Below are 19,954 nucleotides of genomic sequence, written 5' to 3'. Positions count from 1 at the left end.
TATGGAGCCTATTTTAGAGAAGTTTATTGGTATGTATGATGTTCTGAGAGCCGATAATTTATCGGTTCTCGCTGATGTATATCATCCAGATATTGTATTTATCGACCCGCTTCATGTTGTCGAAGGGCTCGGTGAGCTAACAGAGTATTTTCAACACCTTTATGTCAATGTTCAATCTATAGAATTTGATATAACAGATCGTTATACAAAAGATAGTAATGGGTTTGTGTATTGGCAAATGCGTTATTGCCACCCAAAACTGAATTCAGGTAACGAGATTGTAGTAGACGGACATAGCAAGCTTACTTTTTTGGGTGGAAAAGTTGTGCATCATAGAGATTACTTTGACGTTGGTTCGCTTCTTTATCGGCAGATCCCAATTCTCGGCTTTTTGGTGAAGTTAGTTGATAAAAGGGCTTCAGACGCATGAAAAAAATACTAATAACTGGTGCGACCTCTGGTATAGGAAAAGGACTGGTAGAAATTTATCAAAAACATGCCCATGTTTATGCGTGTGGGAGAAATGTCGAAGTACTGAATCACTATAATACGTTTGATAATATAACGCCGCTTCAATTTGATGTAACCGATATAAACGACATAAAACTGAAAACATCATCAATAGATAGTATAGACATTTTGGTTCTAAATGCAGGCAACTGTGAATATATTGATGATGCTCGTAATTTTGATAGTGTGCTATTTGAGCGTGTTGTTCGTGTCAACCTTCTCTCTATTGGTTATTGCCTAGATGCATTACTTAAAAAGGTTGAACCAGGAGGGCAGCTAGTTATAGTAAGTTCCAGTGCTGCGTTTTTAGCTCTTCCGCGCGCGCAGGCTTATGGTGCATCGAAAGCTGCGGTGACATATTTGGCACAAACGTTGGCGGTAGACTTAAAGGATATAGATGTCAGCGTTGTACATCCTGGGTTTGTTAAAACGCCTTTAACAGACAAGAACGATTTCCCAATGCCAATGGCTGTAACGGTTGATGAAGCAGCCATATACATAAAAAAAGGCGTTGAAAAGCGCAAAAGAGACATACACTTCCCTAAACGATTTACAATAATAATGAAGTTATTCCAATTATTACCATTTGGTATGTGGAAAGTAATAGCTAAAGGATTATCACGATGAATAGTATAGCAATAATTGGTTCTGGCATATCGGGTATGACAGCTGCCTACCTTTTAAACAAGGAAAATAAAGTCACCATATTTGAGAAAAATGATTACATTGGTGGACATACTGCGACAGTCGACGTTGAATTAGAAGGTAAGGAGTATGCGGTTGATACGGGCTTTATTGTATTTAATGACCGAACTTATCCTAAATTCGAAAAATTGCTTAGTGAAATTGGTGTCTCTAGGCAACCAACGCAAATGAGTTTTAGTGTTCAAAATACACGGACTAAGTTTGAGTATAACGGTCATACTCTGGCATCACTTTTTGCACAAAAGCGAAATATAGTGCGACCTAAGTTCTGGCGGCTATTATATGATATTGTTCGCTTCAATAGGGTGTGTAAAGCACTCTTTGCGAAAAAGCAATATGGTGACCTATCTATCTTGGGCGAGCTTTTAAGTCAGCATGGTTTTAATGATTTTTTCAAAACGCATTACATATTGCCCATGGGTGCTGCGATCTGGTCAACAAGTATTAAGGAAATGGAAGATTTTGAAATAGAATTCTTTGTTAAGTTTTTCTTTAATCACGGATTATTAGACATCACAAATAGACCTCAGTGGTATGTAATTCCAGGTGGTTCTCGTTCTTATATAGAGCCATTAGTCGGTGCGTTTAAAGATAACATTCAGTTAAATGCAGACATTAAAACAGTGCGTCGCAATGATAACGGCGTTGTGATCATAATGGCTGATGAGACTGAGCATGTATTCGATAAAGTGGTATTTGCATGTCACTCGGACCAAGCGCTTGCTCTATTAGAAAACCCATCGGCTGATGAGCGTAAAGTCTTAGGCAGTATTCCATATACTGAGAATTCAGTTATTTTACACACTGACCAAGCGATGTTGCCAAAGAGGCATGCGGCATGGGCAAGTTGGAACTATTACCTTGACGGAGCCATTGATAACGCTGCGGTTGTAACTTATCAAATGAATATCTTACAAGGGATTGAGAGTAAAATCCCATTCTGTGTCACGCTTAACTACGATAAAGGAATAGATGAGAGTATGGTGCTGCGTAAGTTTAAATATCACCACCCAGTATTTAATCAAATAAGTATCGAGGCACAAAAGAAAAAGCCTTTGATTGATGGTAAACAACACAGCTATTTCTGCGGAGCATATTGGTTTAATGGATTTCACGAAGATGGCGTCAAAAGTGCAGTAGACGTTGCAAAGCAATTCGGGATATATTTTTAACATGGCCCTCAACAGTGCGCTCTATTTAGGAGATATTAGGCATCGCCGTTCGCACCCAAAAAAACATACATTCAAGTACCCTATGTACATGGCTTGGATAGACTTAGATGAGGCTGACAGGCTTGATTCTGTGCATCCATGGCTTGGCACTAAAGGCTTTAAGGCACTTAAATTTAATCAATCGGATTATTTAAAAAGCCATAAAGGCAGTTTAAAAGAGAGGGCACTAAGTGTTAGTGAGATGCTAGGGCAACCAGCTTGTTCTGAACGCGTGATGATGCTTTGTCAAGTTAGGTGTTTTGGTATTTATTTCAGTCCAGTCAACTTTTACTTTTTTAGTGATGCACACGGCAACTATACACATATGGTTGCAGAGGTTAGCAATACTCCCTGGAATGAGTGCCATTGTTATCTCGTATATTTGAATAGAAAAGTGAACTTTAAAAAAGTCTTTCACGTATCTCCTTTCATGGATTTGGACATGAATTATCATTGGACTGTTCGAAATCCAGATAAGAGTACATTAATACATATTGAAAATAAAAAAGACGATATGTTAATTTTTGATGCAACATTACGACTTAAACGACATGCATTAACATCAGCGAATGTCAGTAAAGTAATTAGACGCTTTCCAGCTATGACAGTTTCAATTTGTAAAGGGATCTACTGGCAGGCATTAAAACTATTTTTGAAAAAAGTGCCGTTTATAGGGCACCCAGGATAAGAACATGGAAAATACATCAGATCTAAAAGTTCGCAATGCGACATCGTGGCTAACAGGGGTTTATAAAAGGCTGGTTTTTGCTGCTTTCAATACTATAGAAACTGGGCATATCACATTAAAAGATGGTCCACAGACACATGAGTTCGGTAGTTGGTCTAGCGACCTGATGTGTTCTATTACCGTCGTTGATGATCAAATGTATAAATCTTTTGCGTTAGGTGGCAGTGTTGGTGCCGGTGAAGCGTACGTAGATGGTTTTTGGAAATGTGATGATCTAACCGCCTTAATTGAAATATTTGCAGTTAACCAAAAGCAACTAGACATTTTTGAAAGAAAGTTCTCCATAGTAAGTGGACTTGTTAATAAGCTAGGGCATTTAAAAAATCGTAATTCAAAATCTGGGTCGAGAAAAAATATTGCTGCGCATTACGATCTTGGTAACGATTTATACTCCGCATTTTTAAGCCGTGAAATGATGTATTCAAGCGCAGTATATCCGAGTACTGACGCGACATTAGAGCAAGCGCAGGAAAATAAGCTCGCTGTAATTTGTGAAAAGTTAGATTTAGAGGCGTCCGACACTGTTATCGAAATTGGCACAGGGTGGGGGGCTTTTGCTATTTATGCCGCGAAGACATATGGTTGTCATGTCACCACGACGACTATTTCTGAAGAGCAACACGCTTATGTGGTAGATCTTATCGAGCAGCATGGTCTACAAGATAAAATAACGCTACTAAAGCATGATTATAGAGATTTGTCTGGTAAGTATGACAAGTTGGTATCTATTGAAATGATAGAGGCTGTGGGCCATAGCTATTTGCCAGGTTTTTTTGAAAAATGTAACGCATTACTCAAGCCTTCTGGTGCCATGCTTATTCAAGCTATAACCATTGCATGTCAGCGATATGAACATTACTTAAAAAATTCTGATTTTATTCAACAACATATTTTTCCTGGTGGTTGCTTACCCTCGATTGAACAGATGAATAAGCAGATCAAGGGTGGCACAGATATGGTTGTACATGAGATATCTGATATTGGGTTGCACTATGCAAGGACGTTATATGATTGGCGCAAGCGGTTTATTGATGCATGGCCAACGTTGGATCATAGTAAATTTGATGAGCGCTTCAAGCGTCTATGGTTATTTTATTTATGTTACTGTGAGGGGGCCTTCAAACAAAGAGCCACGAGTACAGTGCATTTAGTTGCTAGGAAGCCGAGGTATGTATCAAATGAATGTAAAGCTACGCTTAATTACTAATTTTATTCTATTTCAAACCAGTTGGTTTAGTGCGCTCTTTCTTCAAGAGGGAGCGCTAATAATTATAGCGATTGCCATTTTTTTTATGGCTTTATTAGCGCAAAGTCGGCAAATCAGTTTTTTTATTTTGGTATGTTTATTACCGCTTTCTCTTTTGTTCGAATTCATTGCGATATCGATAGGCATTGTTAGCTATGAAGCGACATTTGTGCCGACGTGGTTGGTTGGTCTATGGGTGGCATTGTTATTAACGTTTAATGATTCATTCAGGTTCATGCTAAGTTTAAAGTGGTGGACGGTTGCTTTAGCCTTTGCTGTTTTCGGTCCATTAAGTTATATGGCAGGTGCACGTTTTGGTGCTCTCACTATTTCTGAGTCAATGATACATTATTGGGTTTTATTTGGGGCCATGTGGGCTACTTATGCAGCTCTTGCAAAGTTTATTTATCAGACTGCAGTGATAAAATTCCAACAACGGTAACATAAAGTATTGCTTAATTGTCAACGCCTTGGTAGTTTGTATTTGCTGGCTAGATTTAACGCAAAATGTGCAATGAACGCGCGCCATCACTGAGTATCGTAGGTTTTTTCTGAAAAATCTCAAGAAATGGTTGCACATCTAGTTAAAATGCATAAACATAGCTTTTGCTCAGGCAAAATATAAATGAATAGGAATCTTATAATGAATAAAGCTCAACTAGTAGAAAAAATGGCGGCAGATGCTGAAATTTCTAAAGCAGCAGCAGCTCGTGCTCTTGAAGCATTTACAGGTGCTGTAACTACGTCTTTAAAAGATGGTGATTCGGTTGCACTGGTTGGTTTTGGTACTTTCTCTGTAAAAGAGCGTGCTGCACGCACCGGTCGTAATCCACAGACTGGTGACGAAATACAAATTGCAGCGGCAAATATCCCAAGTTTCAAAGCGGGTAAAGGTCTAAAAGATCAAGTTAATCCATAAAGCTTGATTTATATGTAAAGAAAAGGGGCTATTCAGCCCCTTTTATGTTTTTATAAGTAATTCTAACCTTTGAGTGCTTTATCGCCTCGACCAATGCCAACCGCGCCAGAACGTACTAATTCAATGATATCTGTTTCATGGCGTAACATATCTAAAAAGGACTCTATTTTTTCGGCATTACTGATCAGCTGCAAGGTATAACTTTGTTTACCCATATCGATGATTGCGCCACTGTAAACATCTGCAATACGCGTTACTGATGCACGTGTTACTTCATCTTTAGCGTATACTTTAACAAGTAATAACTCTCTTTCAATGTTTGGCATGTCGGTTAAATCTATCACTTTTAACACATCGACCAACTTATTAACTTGCTTGGTGATCTGTTCAACGATGCGGTCATCGCCTTGTGTCGTGATAGTGATGCGAGATAAGGTATTATCATCGGTTGTGCCTACAGTTAAGCTGTCAATATTGTAAGCGCGTTGAGAGAACAAGCCGACAATACGAGATAAAGAGCCAGGTTCATTCTCTAACAAAATACTCAGAATTCTACGCATTATCCTTTTACTCCCTTTTTAAGCCACATATCATCAATTGCGCCGAGTTTGATTTGCATGGGGTATACATGTTCTTTTTCATCAACTCGGATATCTAAAAATACTAATTTGTCTGTTATCGAAAATGCTTTCTCCAGCGCAGCATCTAATTCATCAGGATGGTCAACCCGAATACCAACATGTCCATAGCTCTCAGTTAGCTTTATAAAGTCAGGTAAAGAGTCCATGTAGGAGCTTGAATGCCGACCATCATACATCATATCCTGCCATTGCCTAACCATGCCTAAAGAGCGGTTATTCAATGAGACAATTTTTACTGCAAGCCCATATTGAAGGCAGGTAGATAGCTCTTGTATGTTCATTTGAATTGAACCATCTCCAGTCACACACACAACATGTTTATCAGGAAAAGCAAGTTTAACCCCCATTGCTGCGGGAAGACCAAACCCCATTGTTCCAAGACCACCAGAGTTGATCCACTGACGCGGATATTTAAATGGATAATACTGGGCTGCAAACATTTGATGTTGTCCTACATCGGAACTGACATATGCTTCACCTTGTGTAACTTGGTAAACTTTTTCAATCACTGTTTGTGGTTTGATACAATCCTTTTCTGTATCGTATTGTAAGCATTTAGCAGCTCGCCATTGTGTTATCTGTTGCCACCAATCTTCTTGGGCACTGCGGTCGATTCGCTTCTCATTGGTATCGAGTGCAGTTTGTAGTTGACCTAAAACGGTAGCTAAACAGCCAACAACAGGGATGTGTGCAGGTATCGTTTTTGAAATCGAGGTAGGATCGACATCCACATGAATGATGGTCGCATTCGGGCAAAACTTTTTAACATTGTTGGTAACTCTATCGTCGAATCTTGCACCTAAAGCGAGAATTACATCGGCATTTGCCATCGCTTTATTTGCTTCTAAGCTTCCATGCATACCTAGCATACCAATGAAATTAGGGTGAGTACCACTGATCCCACCAAGGCCCATTAAGGTATTAGTAATTGGTGCATTTAGTGTTTCAACCAGCTCTGTAAGTTGCTTTGAAGTATCTGAAAGAATGATCCCTCCACCAGAGTAGATAACTAACCGTTGGGCATCTAAAATTGCAGTGACCGCTTTTTTGATTTGCTTAGGATGTCCCTTTACATTTGGCTGATAAGTACGCATTTTTGTGCATGTTCCAAACTTATAATCAAACTTTGTTTGGGGGTTGAGAATGTCTTTTGGCAGTTCAACCACAACAGGCCCAGGCCGTCCGCTAGCAGCGAGAAAAAATGCTTTGGCCAGTATGGTTGGAATTTCTTGGGGATCACGGCAATTGAAGCTATGTTTCACAATCGGCCGTGAACATCCTACAATGTCAGTTTCTTGAAATGCATCATCCCCAATCAAAGAGGAGGGGACTTGACCAGAAAGAACCACCATGGGGATTGAATCCATATATGCTGTTGCGATACCGGTGATACAATTTGTCGCACCTGGTCCAGATGTAGCGAGCACCACTCCAACTTGACCTGTTGCCCTTGCATAGCCATCAGCCATGTGTGTCGCTGCTTGTTCATGGCGAACTAAAATATGCTTCACATCATCTTGCTGGAAAAGCGCATCATACAAATCAAGCACTGATCCGCCTGGATAACCAAATATATATTCAACATCAAGCTCTTTCAGCGCTTTTACTACTAACTCGGAGCCATTAAATTGCTCTTTATTCATCCTCATTCCTCAGTTATTGCCCGAACACTAAATTTGAACCAAAAAAAACCCCGCAGTTGCGGGGTTAAAGCGTAAATTTACTCAACACGACCCCGCTGGACTTAAGTATAAGACCAGGACGAGGACAGATAAGTGAGAAATACGTTTCATTTTGGTGACGATCCAAATATTTATTAACATAAGTTATTAAAAATGTTTTTGTCTGAACTGTCAACCGCACTTCTTACTTTTTGCATAAATAACGCGTTATATATTTTTTTTTAAAGTTTTATGTGTATTTGGTGTGGCTTTAAGTGATTTATGGCATTATTAATTCACTATTTCTTGATTCACAGGACTTCCTAATCGTCATAAAGTCAGAATAGTTTTGTCAGGTAGTCATCTATTGCACTAATCTGGCTAGAAAACAGGTAAATATAGTTTAGTATTAAAGTATGAGTGTAAAAAAGTCCGCATAATGCTCAGTGCTGATCAGTCAAGAAATAAATAGATCAGTTAACCGATCTTTTAAAGGGTTCAGAATCCGATATTAGAAAACTAATATCAAATTTTTTATGTCTCTTTCTAACCATTTTGAAGACCTATCTACATTTTTAGATGATGTACATACATTGGATAAACATAAGAATGTCCTTGAACTGGGTATACTTGAGTAAACTTTTGAGCATGCAGGAGTAGCAACTGTTCGCCGTAGAAGACTGCCATTAAAAGCCATAATGTGGTCAGTCATTGGTATGAGCTTATTTCGTAACGAAACGCTCTGGGATATCGCTAGTCGACTAGATATTACTCTGACTGAAAAAATAAACTGGTTGCGCCCAGTGTTTAGTTCAAGGCCGTCAACGTTTAGGCGCTGATGCGGTACAATACACATTTCAATTACTTGCCAAAAAAACATTTTTCGAACATGCTTTTCAACAGTGGTGTTGGCTGAATTTATTGGTTGTTGATGGTGTAAGTTTTAGAACGCAATATAATAAAGAAAATCACAATGCGTTTGGGAGCGACAGCAATCAATTTGGTGAAGGGAGTTATCCTCAAATCAGAATGTGTAGTTTGATGGAAGTATCGAGCCACCTTTTATTGAATAGCAGTTTTAATGCTCGTCATGTTGGAGAGATGACGCTTGCTAAAATACTTTTACCTTCAGTCCCTGACGACTCTTCAACGCTATTTGACCTAGGCTACTATTCTTTAGGCCTTTTATCTCATTGGCACACTCAAGGACAGAATACACACTGGAACCTACCAGATCGGAAGGACTTACAATATCAAATTGAGCGCAGCATCAACACCAACGATAAAATTATCATTCTCACAAGCAGTCCTCAAGCTAAAAGAAAGTTTGCTGATTTGCCAGAGCAAATAACCGCACAGCTCACAACTTATAAAGTGAATGGAAAAAGCTATCGTGTACTAATCTCGTTGATTGACCCCGCGCGTTATCCATATGATGAGTTAACGGAAGTTTATACTCAACGTTGGGAGATAGAGCTCGGATTTAGAGAAATGAAACTAGGACTGCATCAATCCAAACATGCATTACGAAGTAAAAAGCCAGATATGGCACGTCAGGGGTTGTTGGGCTTGCTAGTGGCATATAACTTAATACGTATAGTCATGACTGATGCAGCAAAAGCGGAAAATAAGCTGATACCAAGACAACTAAGTTTTAGTTAATGCATACGGTATATCGTCGCTTTTTTAATGTTTACACCAATCCACAGTGCAAATAAGTTGCCTTTACACTATGAAGAATTACTGAAAACACTGAGCATGTTCGTATTACCAGACCGGCTTCTTGATAGGAAATATCCATATAAAAGAACATGCCAGTCAATTCTTAACTGACTGGCATTGCGTATAATGGGGACTTTTGATAAGTGAGTAATTATAGGCGGTCGATAACTGCTTGTGTGAAGTCAGTTGTACCACTATTACCACCAAGGTCACGTGTAGTACGGTCACCGGTTCTAATTACTTCAGCAACGGCGTTGCGAATTCGCTCGGCTGTGTCACCCATTTGTAAATATTCCAACATCTGAATTGAAGCTAAAATAACAGATGTTGGGTTCGCTAAGTTTTTACCCGCAATGTCTGGTGCACTTCCGTGAACAGCTTCAAAGATTGCAGCATTTTCACCAATGTTTGCACCTGGCGCCATACCAAGTCCACCGACCAAACCCGCACATAAATCTGATAAGATATCACCAAACAGGTTTGTCGTAACAATAACGTCAAACTCTTCAGGCGTCATTACGAGTTTCATACAGGTTGCATCAACAATCATTTCTGCCGACTCAATGTCAGGGTAACGCTCGCCAACTTCACGTGCAACTTTTAGGAAAAGACCTGAAGTTGATTTTAAGATATTGGCTTTGTGTACAGCGGTTACTTTTTTACGGCCTTCTCTTTGTGCTAGCTCATAAGCGAAAGTTACAATCTTCTCCGCCCCTTCTCGCGTGATTTTTGACATTGCTTCTGCTTCGTTACCATCTTCAGAGATTACTTGACCAAGCCCTGAGTACATACCTTGTGTATTTTCTCGTACTGTGATGATATCGATGTCATCATAACGTGCTTTAGTGCCTTCAAAAGATTTTACCGGGCGCACATTTGCATATAGACCAAACTGTTTACGTAGTGTTACATTGATTGATGTAAACCCTTCGCCAACAGGCGTAGTGAGTGGGCCTTTTAAGGTGATTTTATTTTTCTCAATGACTTCAAGCGTTTCTTTAGGCAGTAATGCACCTGTTTTTTCAAGAGCTGCAAGACCTGCATCGACGAATTCATAGTCAAAGTCACAGCCTGCTGCATTTAGGATCTCAATTGCTGAGTCAATGATGCTTGGGCCGATGCCGTCGCCTTTAATTACGGTAATGGTTTGCTTAGCCATGTAAGTTTCCTTTATCAAATATGTATATAAACACTAGCCCTACATTTGAGCTGACATCATTTAGTGTAGTAAACAAAATCGAGGGGAGTGTCTGTTCGCTTGAATTTTAAGGGCGATTTATATCAATTTATACTGAGATATTCCAGTAAGGAATGTAGAAAAGGTATAAATATTAATTATGTTTGCTATGCATGGTATTTATATCGTAAATGATGGGTCATATTTACTGCATCTTGGTTTTTTTTTAAACAAATATGGTTATTCAATTGTGCACAGAGGCGATTGCTCTAAGATGGCTGTCAAGATTTGCGTCCGACTTTGCCAGTTAAATTCGTCTAATATTGAGTCTAAAACTTGGCTTTGCCAAGCGGTTAGTTGGGTTTCACCGGTTAGTATAATGACAGTAATGAGTTTAATAGCAGAAAACAGCTTGGCATCGACAGATAAGCTTTGCTTTTCTGTTAGCTCTGTTTCGGCAAAGGCATTATGCATCTTAGAAAACCTGAAGTTGTCTTGCACAAACTCATTTAATAATGAGCCATCGAGTTGTTCAAATCCAAAAATACAGGCGGTTGAAATAGGTATTTGAGAGAAATCATCTGATGGCGGAGTAACTAGTCTCATGATTTGTGAGTCATGGTTCAGCACAATAAAATAGATGACAGCAGTAAATGGCCCCAAAAGGGCTTCAAACGATTCAGGTTTACTTTTACTGAGTAAAACAAAAATTATCTTATTTATTAGGGTGTATTTACACCAAATATCGGCAGAGAATGGATGGGGTTGTTCAGCTAATAAGGTTTCTAACAATACACGTTGACAAAGGAGCCCAGCAGTATCCAGTCCAACCATAGTTAAACAATGTCTAAGTGTTGTGGCTTTTTGGCCCTGCCTATTATATTGGCGAGCAGCGTGACGCAATGCTTGTTCTAATTGAGTAAAAGGGGCTATGGTTTTCTCAATTGCCTTAAACTCTATATATTGTTCTTGGCCTAGTTTACCAACGGCCTCTAAAATCATATCCTTATTATTGTGCTCTCGTTGCGGCAACTCAATGACTTGATCATTAAACCAAATACTATATAAAAGCGTTTTGTCTGTTGTAATGATTGGTTTATAAAAAGGGCTGAGTTGTTTAGATGTTTTGACCACTCCTGCAACTTTATTATCTTTTAATATTCCCAGAGTTATAGATTTATTGGCCTTTGCAAGCACCATTGCATGGTCGCTCTTATAATTAACCATAACACCGGTCGGGTAATGTGCAAATTGCTGTGCAAGTGCTGTTAGACTCGATTGTGCAAACTGATTGTGGGTATTAACATATAAAGACTTAATTGTTTGGGTAATATTAAAAGTTCTGACTTTGGGGCGCGGGGTTATCGCTTTTGAAATTCGCTTTGCTAGGCACACTAGCACGGTTGTATTGTCATAAAGGGGGATGTGCTTGACACCTGTGATCGCGGCGGTGTATTTATCAAGGCGAGCTAAAATTCGTTGCAACTGGCCGCTTGGTACTTTCGCACTTTTTAGCATCTTGATTGCGATTTGGTGACGTAGTTTTAATAGTTTTTGTTCTTGGACATTAAGCGACTTCGCGTTAGCTAAGCGATTGGTTTCATTCGTGCTGCAAATGTGGTCTGATAGGCAAGCTAATACGAGTTCTTCTGTAAATTGTGACGAATATCCGTTTGCGTGACACAGTGCGCATATCACAATACATTGATTTACGACGAGGTTAGTGGTGTATCCATGGTCTGCAGCGTAAAATTGTAAATGTGCGTGTAGTGCATTGGGTGTATGGTTATACATTAAAACAAAGCGTTCAGCTAATTGGGTTAATGTGGGGTAAATCGCAGGCCATTTTTCTTTATTATAATATAAACGAAGGGCTTGATGAGTGTGATCAAACAATCGCTTTAGTTGCTTTGGACTGGCCTCAAATTCATACACTAATTAAACGCCTTCTCATATGCTACAGAGGCACTAGGGCCCCACAATGTCAGTTTGCCGTTCTCAAATAATAGACCTGTGCATTCGTCACGAGTGGTAATGCCATCGGACTTAACCAATTGGGTTCGATAGTAAATAATTTGTACAACGTTATCATTGTCTTTTTTAGCAAAAGTTAAATCAGGACTCCCTAGAGTTTTGAGCACACCATCAATGGTTTTTTCCTGTCCAATCTCTAATTTAGAAATAAAGCGATTGTTAAACGCTTCTCGGTCTTGCCAAATCATTGCCTGCGGATCGTCTTTATAAAAGTTAATGACCAACATAACAATGACAGCATATACTGCTAATCCTAACACAATGTATTGTAGTACTTTTTTTATCATATAATGCTCATAAACCGATTATGTTGAGTATAGCAAAGCGCTGTATATTTAAACCATTGCATCTAAAGCAGTTAATCTTATTTGATTTAGGTTGAAGCCTAAATGAATATCAGTACGTAACGTAACGAGATTTTTGCTAATGATGTAGTTATCCATACCCTCCGTGATTTTATTACGCAAGGCAGGCTTAAATTGTTCGTTTGCCATAGCCGTGTCAACATTACCATATTCTCTAATTAGCGCTACGGCAGATTTGCTCCCAATCCCTGCAACACCGGGGATATCGTTGGTTTTATCGCCTGCTAATGCCCATAGCTCAATAAGTGATGATTTAGGAACGCCAAATCGAGATTCTACCTCTTCATCGGTGACCCATGCTTTTTTAAAATAATCAAAGATACCGATATAGTCACTTATAAAAGGGTAAAACCCTTTGTCTGTAGAGATAATTGTTGAGGAGATACCGTTAGTCTGAGCTTTATAGGCAAGTGTCGCTATAATGTCATCAGCTTCATCTTGCTCTGGACGATATGCTGTGACACCTAATTCAGAAAATGCTTCACAGATAGTTGTTAAGTTGCCAAAAAGCAAAGAAGGCATCGGTTTCCTTGAATGCTTATACTGTTCAAAGTAGTGATAACGCCAACTTTGATCGCCGTCAAAAACCGCAATCATATGTGTTGGTTTAGTTAATTGAATAATTTTTTGGGTTGCGTGCTTCACCCTTGCTTTACAAGATGCGATTATCTGTTGGTCGCTGTGGTGTGAATGCTGCATATCAACAGCAAAAATGCGCCGAATTAAGTTCAGCGCATCGATAAGTACTATGTTTTTATTCATGCTTTTATTTTATAACACGGGATATATTTACTGCCTGGAAGCTTCATTCTACCTTGTTCGACAAAAGCTTGCAGAAGTTTATCCATATCCTTCATTAAAGAGGTGTCACCACTGAGCGTATATGGTCCACTGCGCTTGATGGCTCTGATCCCCTCATCTTTGACATTACCAGCAACAATTCCAGAAAACGCACGACGTAAATTGGCTGCCAATAATTGCGTTGGTTGTTCTAAATGTAAGTTAAGTCCAGACATATTTTCATGAGTCGGCGCAAATGGCATTTGAAATTCATTATCAATTTTTAATGTCCAATTGAAATAATATGCGTCACCTTGCTCTTTTCTGTATTGTCTGACATCCGTCATACTCTGTTTGAGTTTTGTTGCGACTAGTGTTGGGTCGTCTACAATCACTTCGAATTTATTGAGCGCTTCTTTTCCTAGGATGCTTTCTACAAACGCGCATATTTCAGTAAAGTAACTTTCTGACTCTTTTGGGCCTGTTAAAATGACGGGTAAACATTGCTTTGTATTATCTGGGTGTAACAAAATCCCAAGTAAATAAAGTAGCTCTTCAGCTGTACCGGCCCCTCCAGGGAATATGATGATCCCATGAGACATTCTAACAAATGCTTCCAACCGTTTTTCAATATCGGGTAAAATAACCAGTTCATTTACGATGGGATTAGGTGGCTCTGCTGCAATGATACTTGGCTCTGTAAGTCCCAAATAGCGATTGCTTGTAATACGCTGTTTAGCATGCCCAATAGTTGCACCTTTCATTGGGCCCTTCATCGCCCCTGGACCACAGCCTGTGCATATGTTCATACCGCGCAAACCAAGCTGATAGCCAACTTCTTTAGTATACTGATACTCGGTTTCATTAATAGAATGTCCACCCCAACATACAATGAGGTTAGGATCAGCATTCACTTGTAAGGCATCTGCGTTGCGCAGCATATCAAACACCATATGAGTGATTTCTCTAGGGACGTGTATTTGCTCTTGATGTTTTTGGCAAATAAATAAAATGTCCCTTATTACTGAGAAAATATGCTCGTGAATACCTGTAATTATTTCTCCGTCTACGAAGGCGGTGTCAGGCGGGTTATCCAGCTCTATTTTAATACCTCGCTCTCTTGCGATAAGCCTTATCGCAAAGTCTTGGTACTTGTTGTATATTTCAGAGCTGGAGTCGGTATGGCTACCGACGTTGAGTACTGCAAGAGCGCAGTTCCTAAAAAGGCGATAGCGTTCGCTATGTGAAGATTGTTGTAATAAGTCTACTTCAAGTTGAGATAACAGATTTAGTACACCCGTTGGGTTTAACTGTATTTGCATAGGCATTCTCCTTATTATTCACGAAGACAAATACGGTCTCTTCCGCTGTTCTTTGCCTCGTAAAGTGCGTCATCGGCTCTATCAAAAGCTGACAACGGTGTATCACCTTCTTTAAACTGTGTTGCGCCTAAAGATATGGTGATTTGTACTTGTTTCTCTTTGAACTTAAACGGTATTGATTTAATTGTAGTACGTACTTTCTCTAGAGGTTGCTTTGCTTGACCAAGCGGCATGCCAGGCATTAGCAGTACAAACTCTTCACCGCCATAACGGGCAATGAAATCACTTTTTCTAATTGATTTTTTTAGTGCTCGGGCAATAACTTGCAGCGTTTTATCGCCAGCACTATGACCATACTGGTCGTTGATAGACTTAAAATGGTCAATATCAATGACCACTAATGTAACATCTGTTTTTTGTAAATCAAAAAGGTGAAACTCTTGATTAAATCGGTCGTCAAACGCAGCTCGGTTTGGCAGTTTGGTTAACCCGTCTAGTAAGTTTTTAAAACGTTGCTCAGAGAGCCGCTTTTTATAATTTGTGACTTTGGTTTCAAGAACATTTATCCTATCGTTAATCTTTTCAAAGCTGGCAAAAAGTGCCTCCTTATCAGCTCGTTCGAGTTTTTCTCGTTTGACTAAATCACTGCTTAAAATTTTAAGCTCGCCATCTACTAGTGCTTTTAGTTCTGTCATAGAAGTTGCTTTTTGCGTCTGTTCGTTCAGGCTTTTTATTTTTGTTTCTATTTTTTTATTCAAGCCATTGAGTTCGTCACTCATTGAGCGAGAGTTTTTAGTTGTATCAATAATAGAAGAATGTAGCTCTTCTAATGTTTGATTTAACGAAACTAAAAAACCTTGAGCAGATTGACGCTCTCTAGCAATACTTTTTACAATGATTCTGACAATACCCAGTGCTGATTCTAGCAATACATCAACATTGTCATTTAGACTTATATTATTCTTGATTGATTTAACTTCATTTGCGACATCTTCGTCAAAAATTAACTCGTTAGCTAAAGCGAGTAACTCAGCAGCAACTTCAGGGTTTTTGTCTGGCCCTGAGCTGGGTGTATCAGTTAATACCGTTGCTTTGCTTTGCAGTGCTTTATTGTAAATTGTAACAAGTTTATCGAGTATGGGAATAAACTCATTGGTCGATTGTACGTCAAGTTCATGATCTAACAGGTAGCGAAGCATTCTTCGTCCATCTTCAGGCAAACCTTTTACGCGCTGTAGTTGCTTTCCTGAGTCAGTAATGGATTGAAGTAACTGTCGATGGTTAGCTGAATTGACCGCTTCTTGCTTTTTTAGCATGGTGCTCATATTATCAATCAGGGGAGAGAATTCTTCAAAGTCCATGCCCTTGTTTAACGCACTTCTGAATTTAGCAAGTTGGTTATCTAAGGCGACGTCTTGACCTTTACAGCTAAGAGATAATTTGGCCGCAAATTGCGATAGCACATCAACCTGATATTTTCTTGCTGTTTCTAGGGCTTTGCGAACTTTTATTGCTTGCCCGAGTTTTTTTTCTAAATGCTCAGTATTATCAGTCACAAATATAGGCCATTTCCGTTGTAAAGGTTCTCACTCACAAGTTTACAACAAATATCTGACTAATGTAGATGATTTTGCGTTTTGCTGGCATTTCTTCAAATAAAAATGGGGATTCACCGCGTTTTATAAATAACAAGATAAGAGATTTGATAGGGTCGAAGAAAACATTGTTATTTAAAAAGTTATGATAAATAAACCAACCCTAATTGCTTTGGCGTGTACGCCGTTCTTTTCGTTTGCTGAAGTTGCATACCAACTAAAAATAGACCAAGGCACTCATCATTTAGGTGACGTGTCAATTACGTTCCCTAAATCTGCGCAATCCCATCTAGATATAAAACTACCTGATTGGCGCACGGGTCGTTATGAAATATTGAATTTAGCAAATGGTGTTCGACTATTTAATGCCGAAGATCAAAATGGCAAAGCGTTAGAGTGGGAAAAAGTAGATAAAAGTACCTGGCGTGTTCATTTTGATGAGCCTACAAAAGTTAATATTGATTATCAGGTTTACGCAAATGAGTTAGGGCTTCGAGCAAGGCATATTGATGACAGTCATGCATTCATTGATGCATCGGGTTTTTTTATGTTCAGCGATTCTTTTCGACAAGAGCCTGTGAGTGTTGAATTAGATGTTCCTGACACTTGGCGATCTGTATCGGGCATGGCGTTTGGAGATAATAAACACAGTTTTGTCGCTAACAATTATGATGTTTTACTAGATTCACCAATAGAAACGGGTATTAATGAATTACGTAAGTTTGAAGTTGACGGCCGACATTACGAATTAGTGATATGGGGTGAAGGCAATTACGATGTTGCGTTAATGCTGAGAGATTTAGAAAAACTAGTCAAAACGGGTACCCTGATTTGGGATGCTTACCCATACCAACGTTATGTCTTCATGGTACACGCAACGAGTGGTGCACGCGGTGCTACCGAACACTTAAACTCAACAATAATTCAACGCCATAGAGATTCGTTTGCTAAAAGAGATGACTATGTTGCGTTTATCTCCACAGCTGCTCACGAGTTTATTCATACTTGGAACGTGAAAAACTATCGGCCAGCGGGCTTAGTACCTTACGACTATATGGATATTAACTATAGCGATTTACTTTGGTTGGCTGAAGGGTCAACAAGTTATTTGGAAGATTATTTATTACTTAGTGCAGGTATCACAACCAACCAAGAGTACTTTAAAGGACTCACTCGTACCATTAATCGCCATTTAAACACTCCCGGTCGAGAAATTCAGTCTGTTGCCCAAACAAGTTTCGATAAATGGATCAACCAAGGGGGCGATCACGGCAAAAACTTCAGTACCAATATTTATTCTGAAGGTACGCTTGTTTCTATGGCGCTAGATATTGATTTATTAGCAAAGAGTGATGGGAGCGTCAGCTATAAGGACGTACATCGCGAGTTATATAAACAGCATAAACTGCCAAATTCGTTTACCAGTGCTGATGTAAAAGCAATTTTAAAGCAGTTAAGTGGGAGAGATTATAGTCAGTGGTGGACGAAACATGTAGATGAGCCATTAAATTTGGACTTTGATGCATTATTGGCGCAGGTCGGTTTAGAACATGCACGCCCTTCATCTGCAAAACCCGTTGCGTCAATGGATGCCATAGCAAAAAATAGTGGCGAAGTATTAATACTCAATCATGTTGCAAGAGAAGGAGCGGCTTGGACTGCGGGCCTTACCCCTGGTGATAAGATTGTCGCGGTGAACAAGCAACATGTTAGAAAGTCACTCAGTGCAACATTACAAAGTTTTTCTGCCAGTGATAAAGTGACGGTTGATTTTATCAGGCGCGACAGATTGATGAGTACAACATTGACCCTGTCACGTGATTATAGTAAGCCTAAGTTAGTAAGGGCGATATTAAATCCATCAATTAGACAAGCTAATCTGTATAAAGCTTGGATGGGGGTCGAGCACCCATCTCACCCTATTAAGTAATTAGCTACCTCAGCTGAACATATTCACTCCAGTTATTATCTTACATTAGCTGGAGTGAACATAGCGTGGTGTATATTAGTTATTGAGCTTACTTTTGAGTGCCTCGATGGCTTTGCGTGTTGCTGTGTGGTTAAGCCGCTTTTCTAGAAACTGCTGCCATTTTCTTTTCCAAAAGTACTTTTTAACTGGAGTACCGCTCGATGCTTTGGCAATATCACTCTCAAATTCACCAGCTTGTTCAATGTAATAGGGCATCATTGAATACACGGGGACGTTGGTTTCCCAAATATGTTGTATATCAGTGTCAACTGGTCGTGCAAACTTGTCGGTCGCCTTTAGAAGCTGCTTAGCGCCTTCTAAACTAATGGCTTGAGCACAGCAGCCTGTCATCGCCTTTTTATGGACCACTAGGTCGAAGTGGCTATTTAACTTAGACTTATACGAAATTGGTTTTTCTCTATTTTCATAAGCGGCAAGTTTAATGAGTTGCCAATCAAAGTTAAGTTCAGCTATTGAGTCGAATACATCTTGTAAAGGGCCAACAATTTTAAAATCGTCCTCAATGATAATGGCATAATCAAGTTGTCGATCAACAATGGTTTGCCATGCCTTTCTGTGGCTTAAGTAGCAACCGATTTCACCTTGACTAAGTGCACGATGATACTTTTTTAGATTCAAGGTGTGACTGTAGTGACGGGTGAGCTCCTCTTGAGTTAAAGACTTTCCATAGACGCCAGATACTCGTTCAAAAGGAATATTTTGGCTATTTAACCTATCGGTACACGCTTTTAAGCGTTGGGTACTTTGATCTAAGTTGATCAAAAATATAGCAGGAATGTTATCGTGCATTACTGTGATATCTCTAATTTAACTTGCCAAGGCTTATTTTTATCAAAAGTATCGTGCTTGGAAAGACTAAGGGTAGGAGACTGCGCCGCTTTTGAAAATTGTAGCGTGTTTTTCTTTTTTACCGCTTTCCACTCAGTACTTAAACATGATTCAACCAGGTGCTTTGAGGTATCAAATACGTGTGAGGCAAGGTTTTCGCTAGAAAAATTCTGTTCACAATGATAGCCAGTAGATCCAGTACTGTAGTTACTTATTTGACATTGCTTACCGACCAAATGTGCTTTTGCTTGCCATGATGTTAAAAATGGGGTCGAGGTTTGAGCACCTTTTAACGGTTCAAAACCCGATGGAGCACTATTAATGAGTGCTTCAACCTTTTCACACAGACTCAGTGTATCGACTTGATCTTGCTTTGAGGGTGATGATGTATTACAGCCAGTTAAACCAATAATAAGGGAAAAGACGCTAAGAAGAGGTTTTACCATGGTGAGATCCTTAACTATTTTTAGCAAGCATACCATGGTAAAACGGAAAGACCA

18 protein-coding genes and 2 pseudogenes are annotated in these 19,954 nt (G+C 39.3%); 10 read left to right on the top strand and 10 right to left on the bottom strand.

Going from position 1 to position 19,954, the window contains the following annotated elements; all coding sequences use genetic code 11:
• Position 1: 1 nt before the first annotated feature.
• The 7 genes from CWC18_RS05780 to CWC18_RS05750 all read left to right on the top strand — a co-directional run bounded on the left by CWC18_RS05780 (position 2) and on the right by CWC18_RS05750 (position 5,339).
• Positions 2-430 carry a nuclear transport factor 2 family protein gene (locus CWC18_RS05780; RefSeq protein ID WP_138591811.1) on the top strand — a complete coding sequence of 143 codons (429 nt, stop codon included), beginning with the start codon at positions 2-4 and terminating at the stop codon, positions 428-430.
• Positions 427-1,137 carry an SDR family NAD(P)-dependent oxidoreductase gene (locus CWC18_RS05775; protein WP_138674883.1) on the top strand — a complete coding sequence of 237 codons (711 nt, stop codon included), beginning with the start codon at positions 427-429 and terminating at the stop codon, positions 1,135-1,137. Before CWC18_RS05780 ends, CWC18_RS05775 begins: the two co-directional genes overlap by 4 nt.
• Complete coding sequence (locus CWC18_RS05770; RefSeq protein WP_138674882.1) at positions 1,134-2,387, top strand: NAD(P)/FAD-dependent oxidoreductase; 1,254 nt, start codon at positions 1,134-1,136, stop codon at positions 2,385-2,387. Before CWC18_RS05775 ends, CWC18_RS05770 begins: the two co-directional genes overlap by 4 nt.
• A gap of 1 nt (position 2,388) precedes the next feature.
• Complete coding sequence (locus CWC18_RS05765) at positions 2,389-3,114, top strand: DUF1365 domain-containing protein (protein ID WP_138591814.1); 726 nt, start codon at positions 2,389-2,391, stop codon at positions 3,112-3,114.
• Positions 3,115-3,118: 4 nt separating this feature from the next.
• The gene (locus CWC18_RS05760; RefSeq protein ID WP_138591815.1) at positions 3,119-4,381 is read left to right on the top strand and encodes an SAM-dependent methyltransferase; all 1,263 of its coding nucleotides are present in this window, start codon (positions 3,119-3,121) and stop codon (positions 4,379-4,381) included.
• Positions 4,353-4,862 carry a DUF2878 domain-containing protein gene (locus CWC18_RS05755; protein WP_171041041.1) on the top strand — a complete coding sequence of 170 codons (510 nt, stop codon included), beginning with the start codon at positions 4,353-4,355 and terminating at the stop codon, positions 4,860-4,862. Before CWC18_RS05760 ends, CWC18_RS05755 begins: the two co-directional genes overlap by 29 nt.
• A 201-nt stretch (positions 4,863-5,063) precedes the next feature.
• Positions 5,064-5,339 (top strand): HU family DNA-binding protein, encoded by a 276-nt coding sequence (locus CWC18_RS05750; RefSeq protein ID WP_010361902.1) that lies wholly within the window; start codon positions 5,064-5,066, stop codon positions 5,337-5,339.
• Between the two features lie 62 nt (positions 5,340-5,401).
• On the opposite strand, the gene ilvN is transcribed toward CWC18_RS05750, so the two are convergent.
• Both ilvN and CWC18_RS05740 read right to left on the bottom strand, forming a co-directional pair.
• On the bottom strand, positions 5,402-5,899 hold the full coding sequence (gene ilvN, locus CWC18_RS05745; protein WP_010361903.1) for an acetolactate synthase small subunit: 498 nt from the start codon (positions 5,897-5,899) through the stop codon (positions 5,402-5,404).
• A complete protein-coding gene (locus CWC18_RS05740) occupies positions 5,899-7,623 on the bottom strand; it encodes an acetolactate synthase 3 large subunit (RefSeq protein ID WP_138591817.1) in 1,725 nt (574 codons plus the stop codon). The genes ilvN and CWC18_RS05740 overlap by 1 nt, the downstream gene beginning before the upstream one ends.
• Positions 7,624-8,294: 671 nt before the next feature.
• Between CWC18_RS05740 and CWC18_RS21915 the strand changes: the two are divergent.
• Positions 8,295-8,480, top strand: a pseudogene (locus CWC18_RS21915) (transposase domain-containing protein); the annotation flags it as partial.
• A pseudogene (locus CWC18_RS05730) lies at positions 8,461-9,303 on the top strand (IS4 family transposase); the annotation flags it as partial. The pseudogenes CWC18_RS21915 and CWC18_RS05730, both read left to right, overlap by 20 nt.
• 211 nt (positions 9,304-9,514) lie before the next feature.
• On the opposite strand, the gene CWC18_RS05725 reads toward CWC18_RS05730, so the two are convergent.
• The 6 genes from CWC18_RS05725 to CWC18_RS05700 all read right to left on the bottom strand — a co-directional run bounded on the left by CWC18_RS05725 (position 9,515) and on the right by CWC18_RS05700 (position 16,597).
• Positions 9,515-10,522, bottom strand: coding sequence for an isocitrate dehydrogenase (locus tag CWC18_RS05725; protein WP_138591819.1), 1,008 nt, complete (start codon positions 10,520-10,522; stop codon positions 9,515-9,517).
• 258 nt (positions 10,523-10,780) lie between these two features.
• The gene (locus tag CWC18_RS05720; protein ID WP_138591820.1) at positions 10,781-12,475 is read right to left on the bottom strand and encodes a hypothetical protein; all 1,695 of its coding nucleotides are present in this window, start codon (positions 12,473-12,475) and stop codon (positions 10,781-10,783) included.
• Positions 12,475-12,861, bottom strand: coding sequence for a DUF3192 domain-containing protein (locus tag CWC18_RS05715; protein WP_138674881.1), 387 nt, complete (start codon positions 12,859-12,861; stop codon positions 12,475-12,477). The genes CWC18_RS05720 and CWC18_RS05715 overlap by 1 nt, the downstream gene beginning before the upstream one ends.
• Positions 12,862-12,909: 48 nt before the next feature.
• Positions 12,910-13,701 (bottom strand): flap endonuclease Xni, encoded by a 792-nt coding sequence (gene xni / locus CWC18_RS05710; protein WP_138591822.1) that lies wholly within the window; start codon positions 13,699-13,701, stop codon positions 12,910-12,912.
• Positions 13,698-15,041 (bottom strand): nucleotide 5'-monophosphate nucleosidase PpnN, encoded by a 1,344-nt coding sequence (gene ppnN, locus CWC18_RS05705; protein WP_138591823.1) that lies wholly within the window; start codon positions 15,039-15,041, stop codon positions 13,698-13,700. Before ppnN ends, xni begins: the two co-directional genes overlap by 4 nt.
• Before the next feature lie 14 nt (positions 15,042-15,055).
• On the bottom strand, positions 15,056-16,597 hold the full coding sequence (locus CWC18_RS05700) for a GGDEF domain-containing protein (protein WP_138591824.1): 1,542 nt from the start codon (positions 16,595-16,597) through the stop codon (positions 15,056-15,058).
• A gap of 184 nt (positions 16,598-16,781) precedes the next feature.
• Between CWC18_RS05700 and CWC18_RS05695 the strand changes: the two genes are divergently transcribed.
• A complete protein-coding gene (locus tag CWC18_RS05695) occupies positions 16,782-18,566 on the top strand; it encodes a M61 family metallopeptidase (RefSeq protein WP_138674880.1) in 1,785 nt (594 codons plus the stop codon).
• Between the two features lie 75 nt (positions 18,567-18,641).
• Here the strand turns inward: CWC18_RS05695 and CWC18_RS05690 are convergent, their stop codons facing one another.
• Positions 18,642-19,415 (bottom strand): glycosyltransferase family 25 protein, encoded by a 774-nt coding sequence (locus tag CWC18_RS05690; protein WP_138591826.1) that lies wholly within the window; start codon positions 19,413-19,415, stop codon positions 18,642-18,644.
• Positions 19,415-19,900 (bottom strand): hypothetical protein, encoded by a 486-nt coding sequence (locus tag CWC18_RS05685; protein ID WP_138591827.1) that lies wholly within the window; start codon positions 19,898-19,900, stop codon positions 19,415-19,417. Before CWC18_RS05685 ends, CWC18_RS05690 begins: the two co-directional genes overlap by 1 nt.
• Between the last annotated feature and the right edge of the window lie 54 nt (positions 19,901-19,954).

The organism is Pseudoalteromonas aurantia (assembly GCF_005886875.1).
GTDB classification, from domain to species: domain Bacteria; phylum Pseudomonadota; class Gammaproteobacteria; order Enterobacterales; family Alteromonadaceae; genus Pseudoalteromonas; species Pseudoalteromonas aurantia_A.
Note: the sequence above shows the minus strand (reverse complement) of the source record. Positions and strands in the feature narration are given on the sequence as shown.

Bases quoted from the DNA above. Each gene is read 5' to 3' on its own strand.
- CWC18_RS05780 (WP_138591811.1), top strand. From the start codon at position 2: ATGGAGCCTATTTTAGAGAAGTTTATTGGTATGTATGATGTTCTGAGA.
- CWC18_RS05775 (WP_138674883.1), top strand. From the start codon at position 427: ATGAAAAAAATACTAATAACTGGTGCGACCTCTGGTATAGGAAAAGGA.
- CWC18_RS05770 (WP_138674882.1), top strand. From the start codon at position 1,134: ATGAATAGTATAGCAATAATTGGTTCTGGCATATCGGGTATGACAGCT.
- CWC18_RS05765 (WP_138591814.1), top strand. From the start codon at position 2,389: ATGGCCCTCAACAGTGCGCTCTATTTAGGAGATATTAGGCATCGCCGT.
- CWC18_RS05760 (WP_138591815.1), top strand. From the start codon at position 3,119: ATGGAAAATACATCAGATCTAAAAGTTCGCAATGCGACATCGTGGCTA.
- CWC18_RS05755 (WP_171041041.1), top strand. From the start codon at position 4,353: ATGAATGTAAAGCTACGCTTAATTACTAATTTTATTCTATTTCAAACC.
- CWC18_RS05750 (WP_010361902.1), top strand. From the start codon at position 5,064: ATGAATAAAGCTCAACTAGTAGAAAAAATGGCGGCAGATGCTGAAATT.
- ilvN (WP_010361903.1), bottom strand. From the start codon at position 5,899: ATGCGTAGAATTCTGAGTATTTTGTTAGAGAATGAACCTGGCTCTTTA.
- CWC18_RS05740 (WP_138591817.1), bottom strand. From the start codon at position 7,623: ATGAATAAAGAGCAATTTAATGGCTCCGAGTTAGTAGTAAAAGCGCTG.
- CWC18_RS05725 (WP_138591819.1), bottom strand. From the start codon at position 10,522: ATGGCTAAGCAAACCATTACCGTAATTAAAGGCGACGGCATCGGCCCA.
- CWC18_RS05715 (WP_138674881.1), bottom strand. From the start codon at position 12,861: ATGATAAAAAAAGTACTACAATACATTGTGTTAGGATTAGCAGTATAT.
- xni (WP_138591822.1), bottom strand. From the start codon at position 13,701: ATGAATAAAAACATAGTACTTATCGATGCGCTGAACTTAATTCGGCGC.
- ppnN (WP_138591823.1), bottom strand. From the start codon at position 15,041: ATGCAAATACAGTTAAACCCAACGGGTGTACTAAATCTGTTATCTCAA.
- CWC18_RS05695 (WP_138674880.1), top strand. From the start codon at position 16,782: ATGATAAATAAACCAACCCTAATTGCTTTGGCGTGTACGCCGTTCTTT.
- CWC18_RS05690 (WP_138591826.1), bottom strand. From the start codon at position 19,415: ATGCACGATAACATTCCTGCTATATTTTTGATCAACTTAGATCAAAGT.
- CWC18_RS05685 (WP_138591827.1), bottom strand. From the start codon at position 19,900: ATGGTAAAACCTCTTCTTAGCGTCTTTTCCCTTATTATTGGTTTAACT.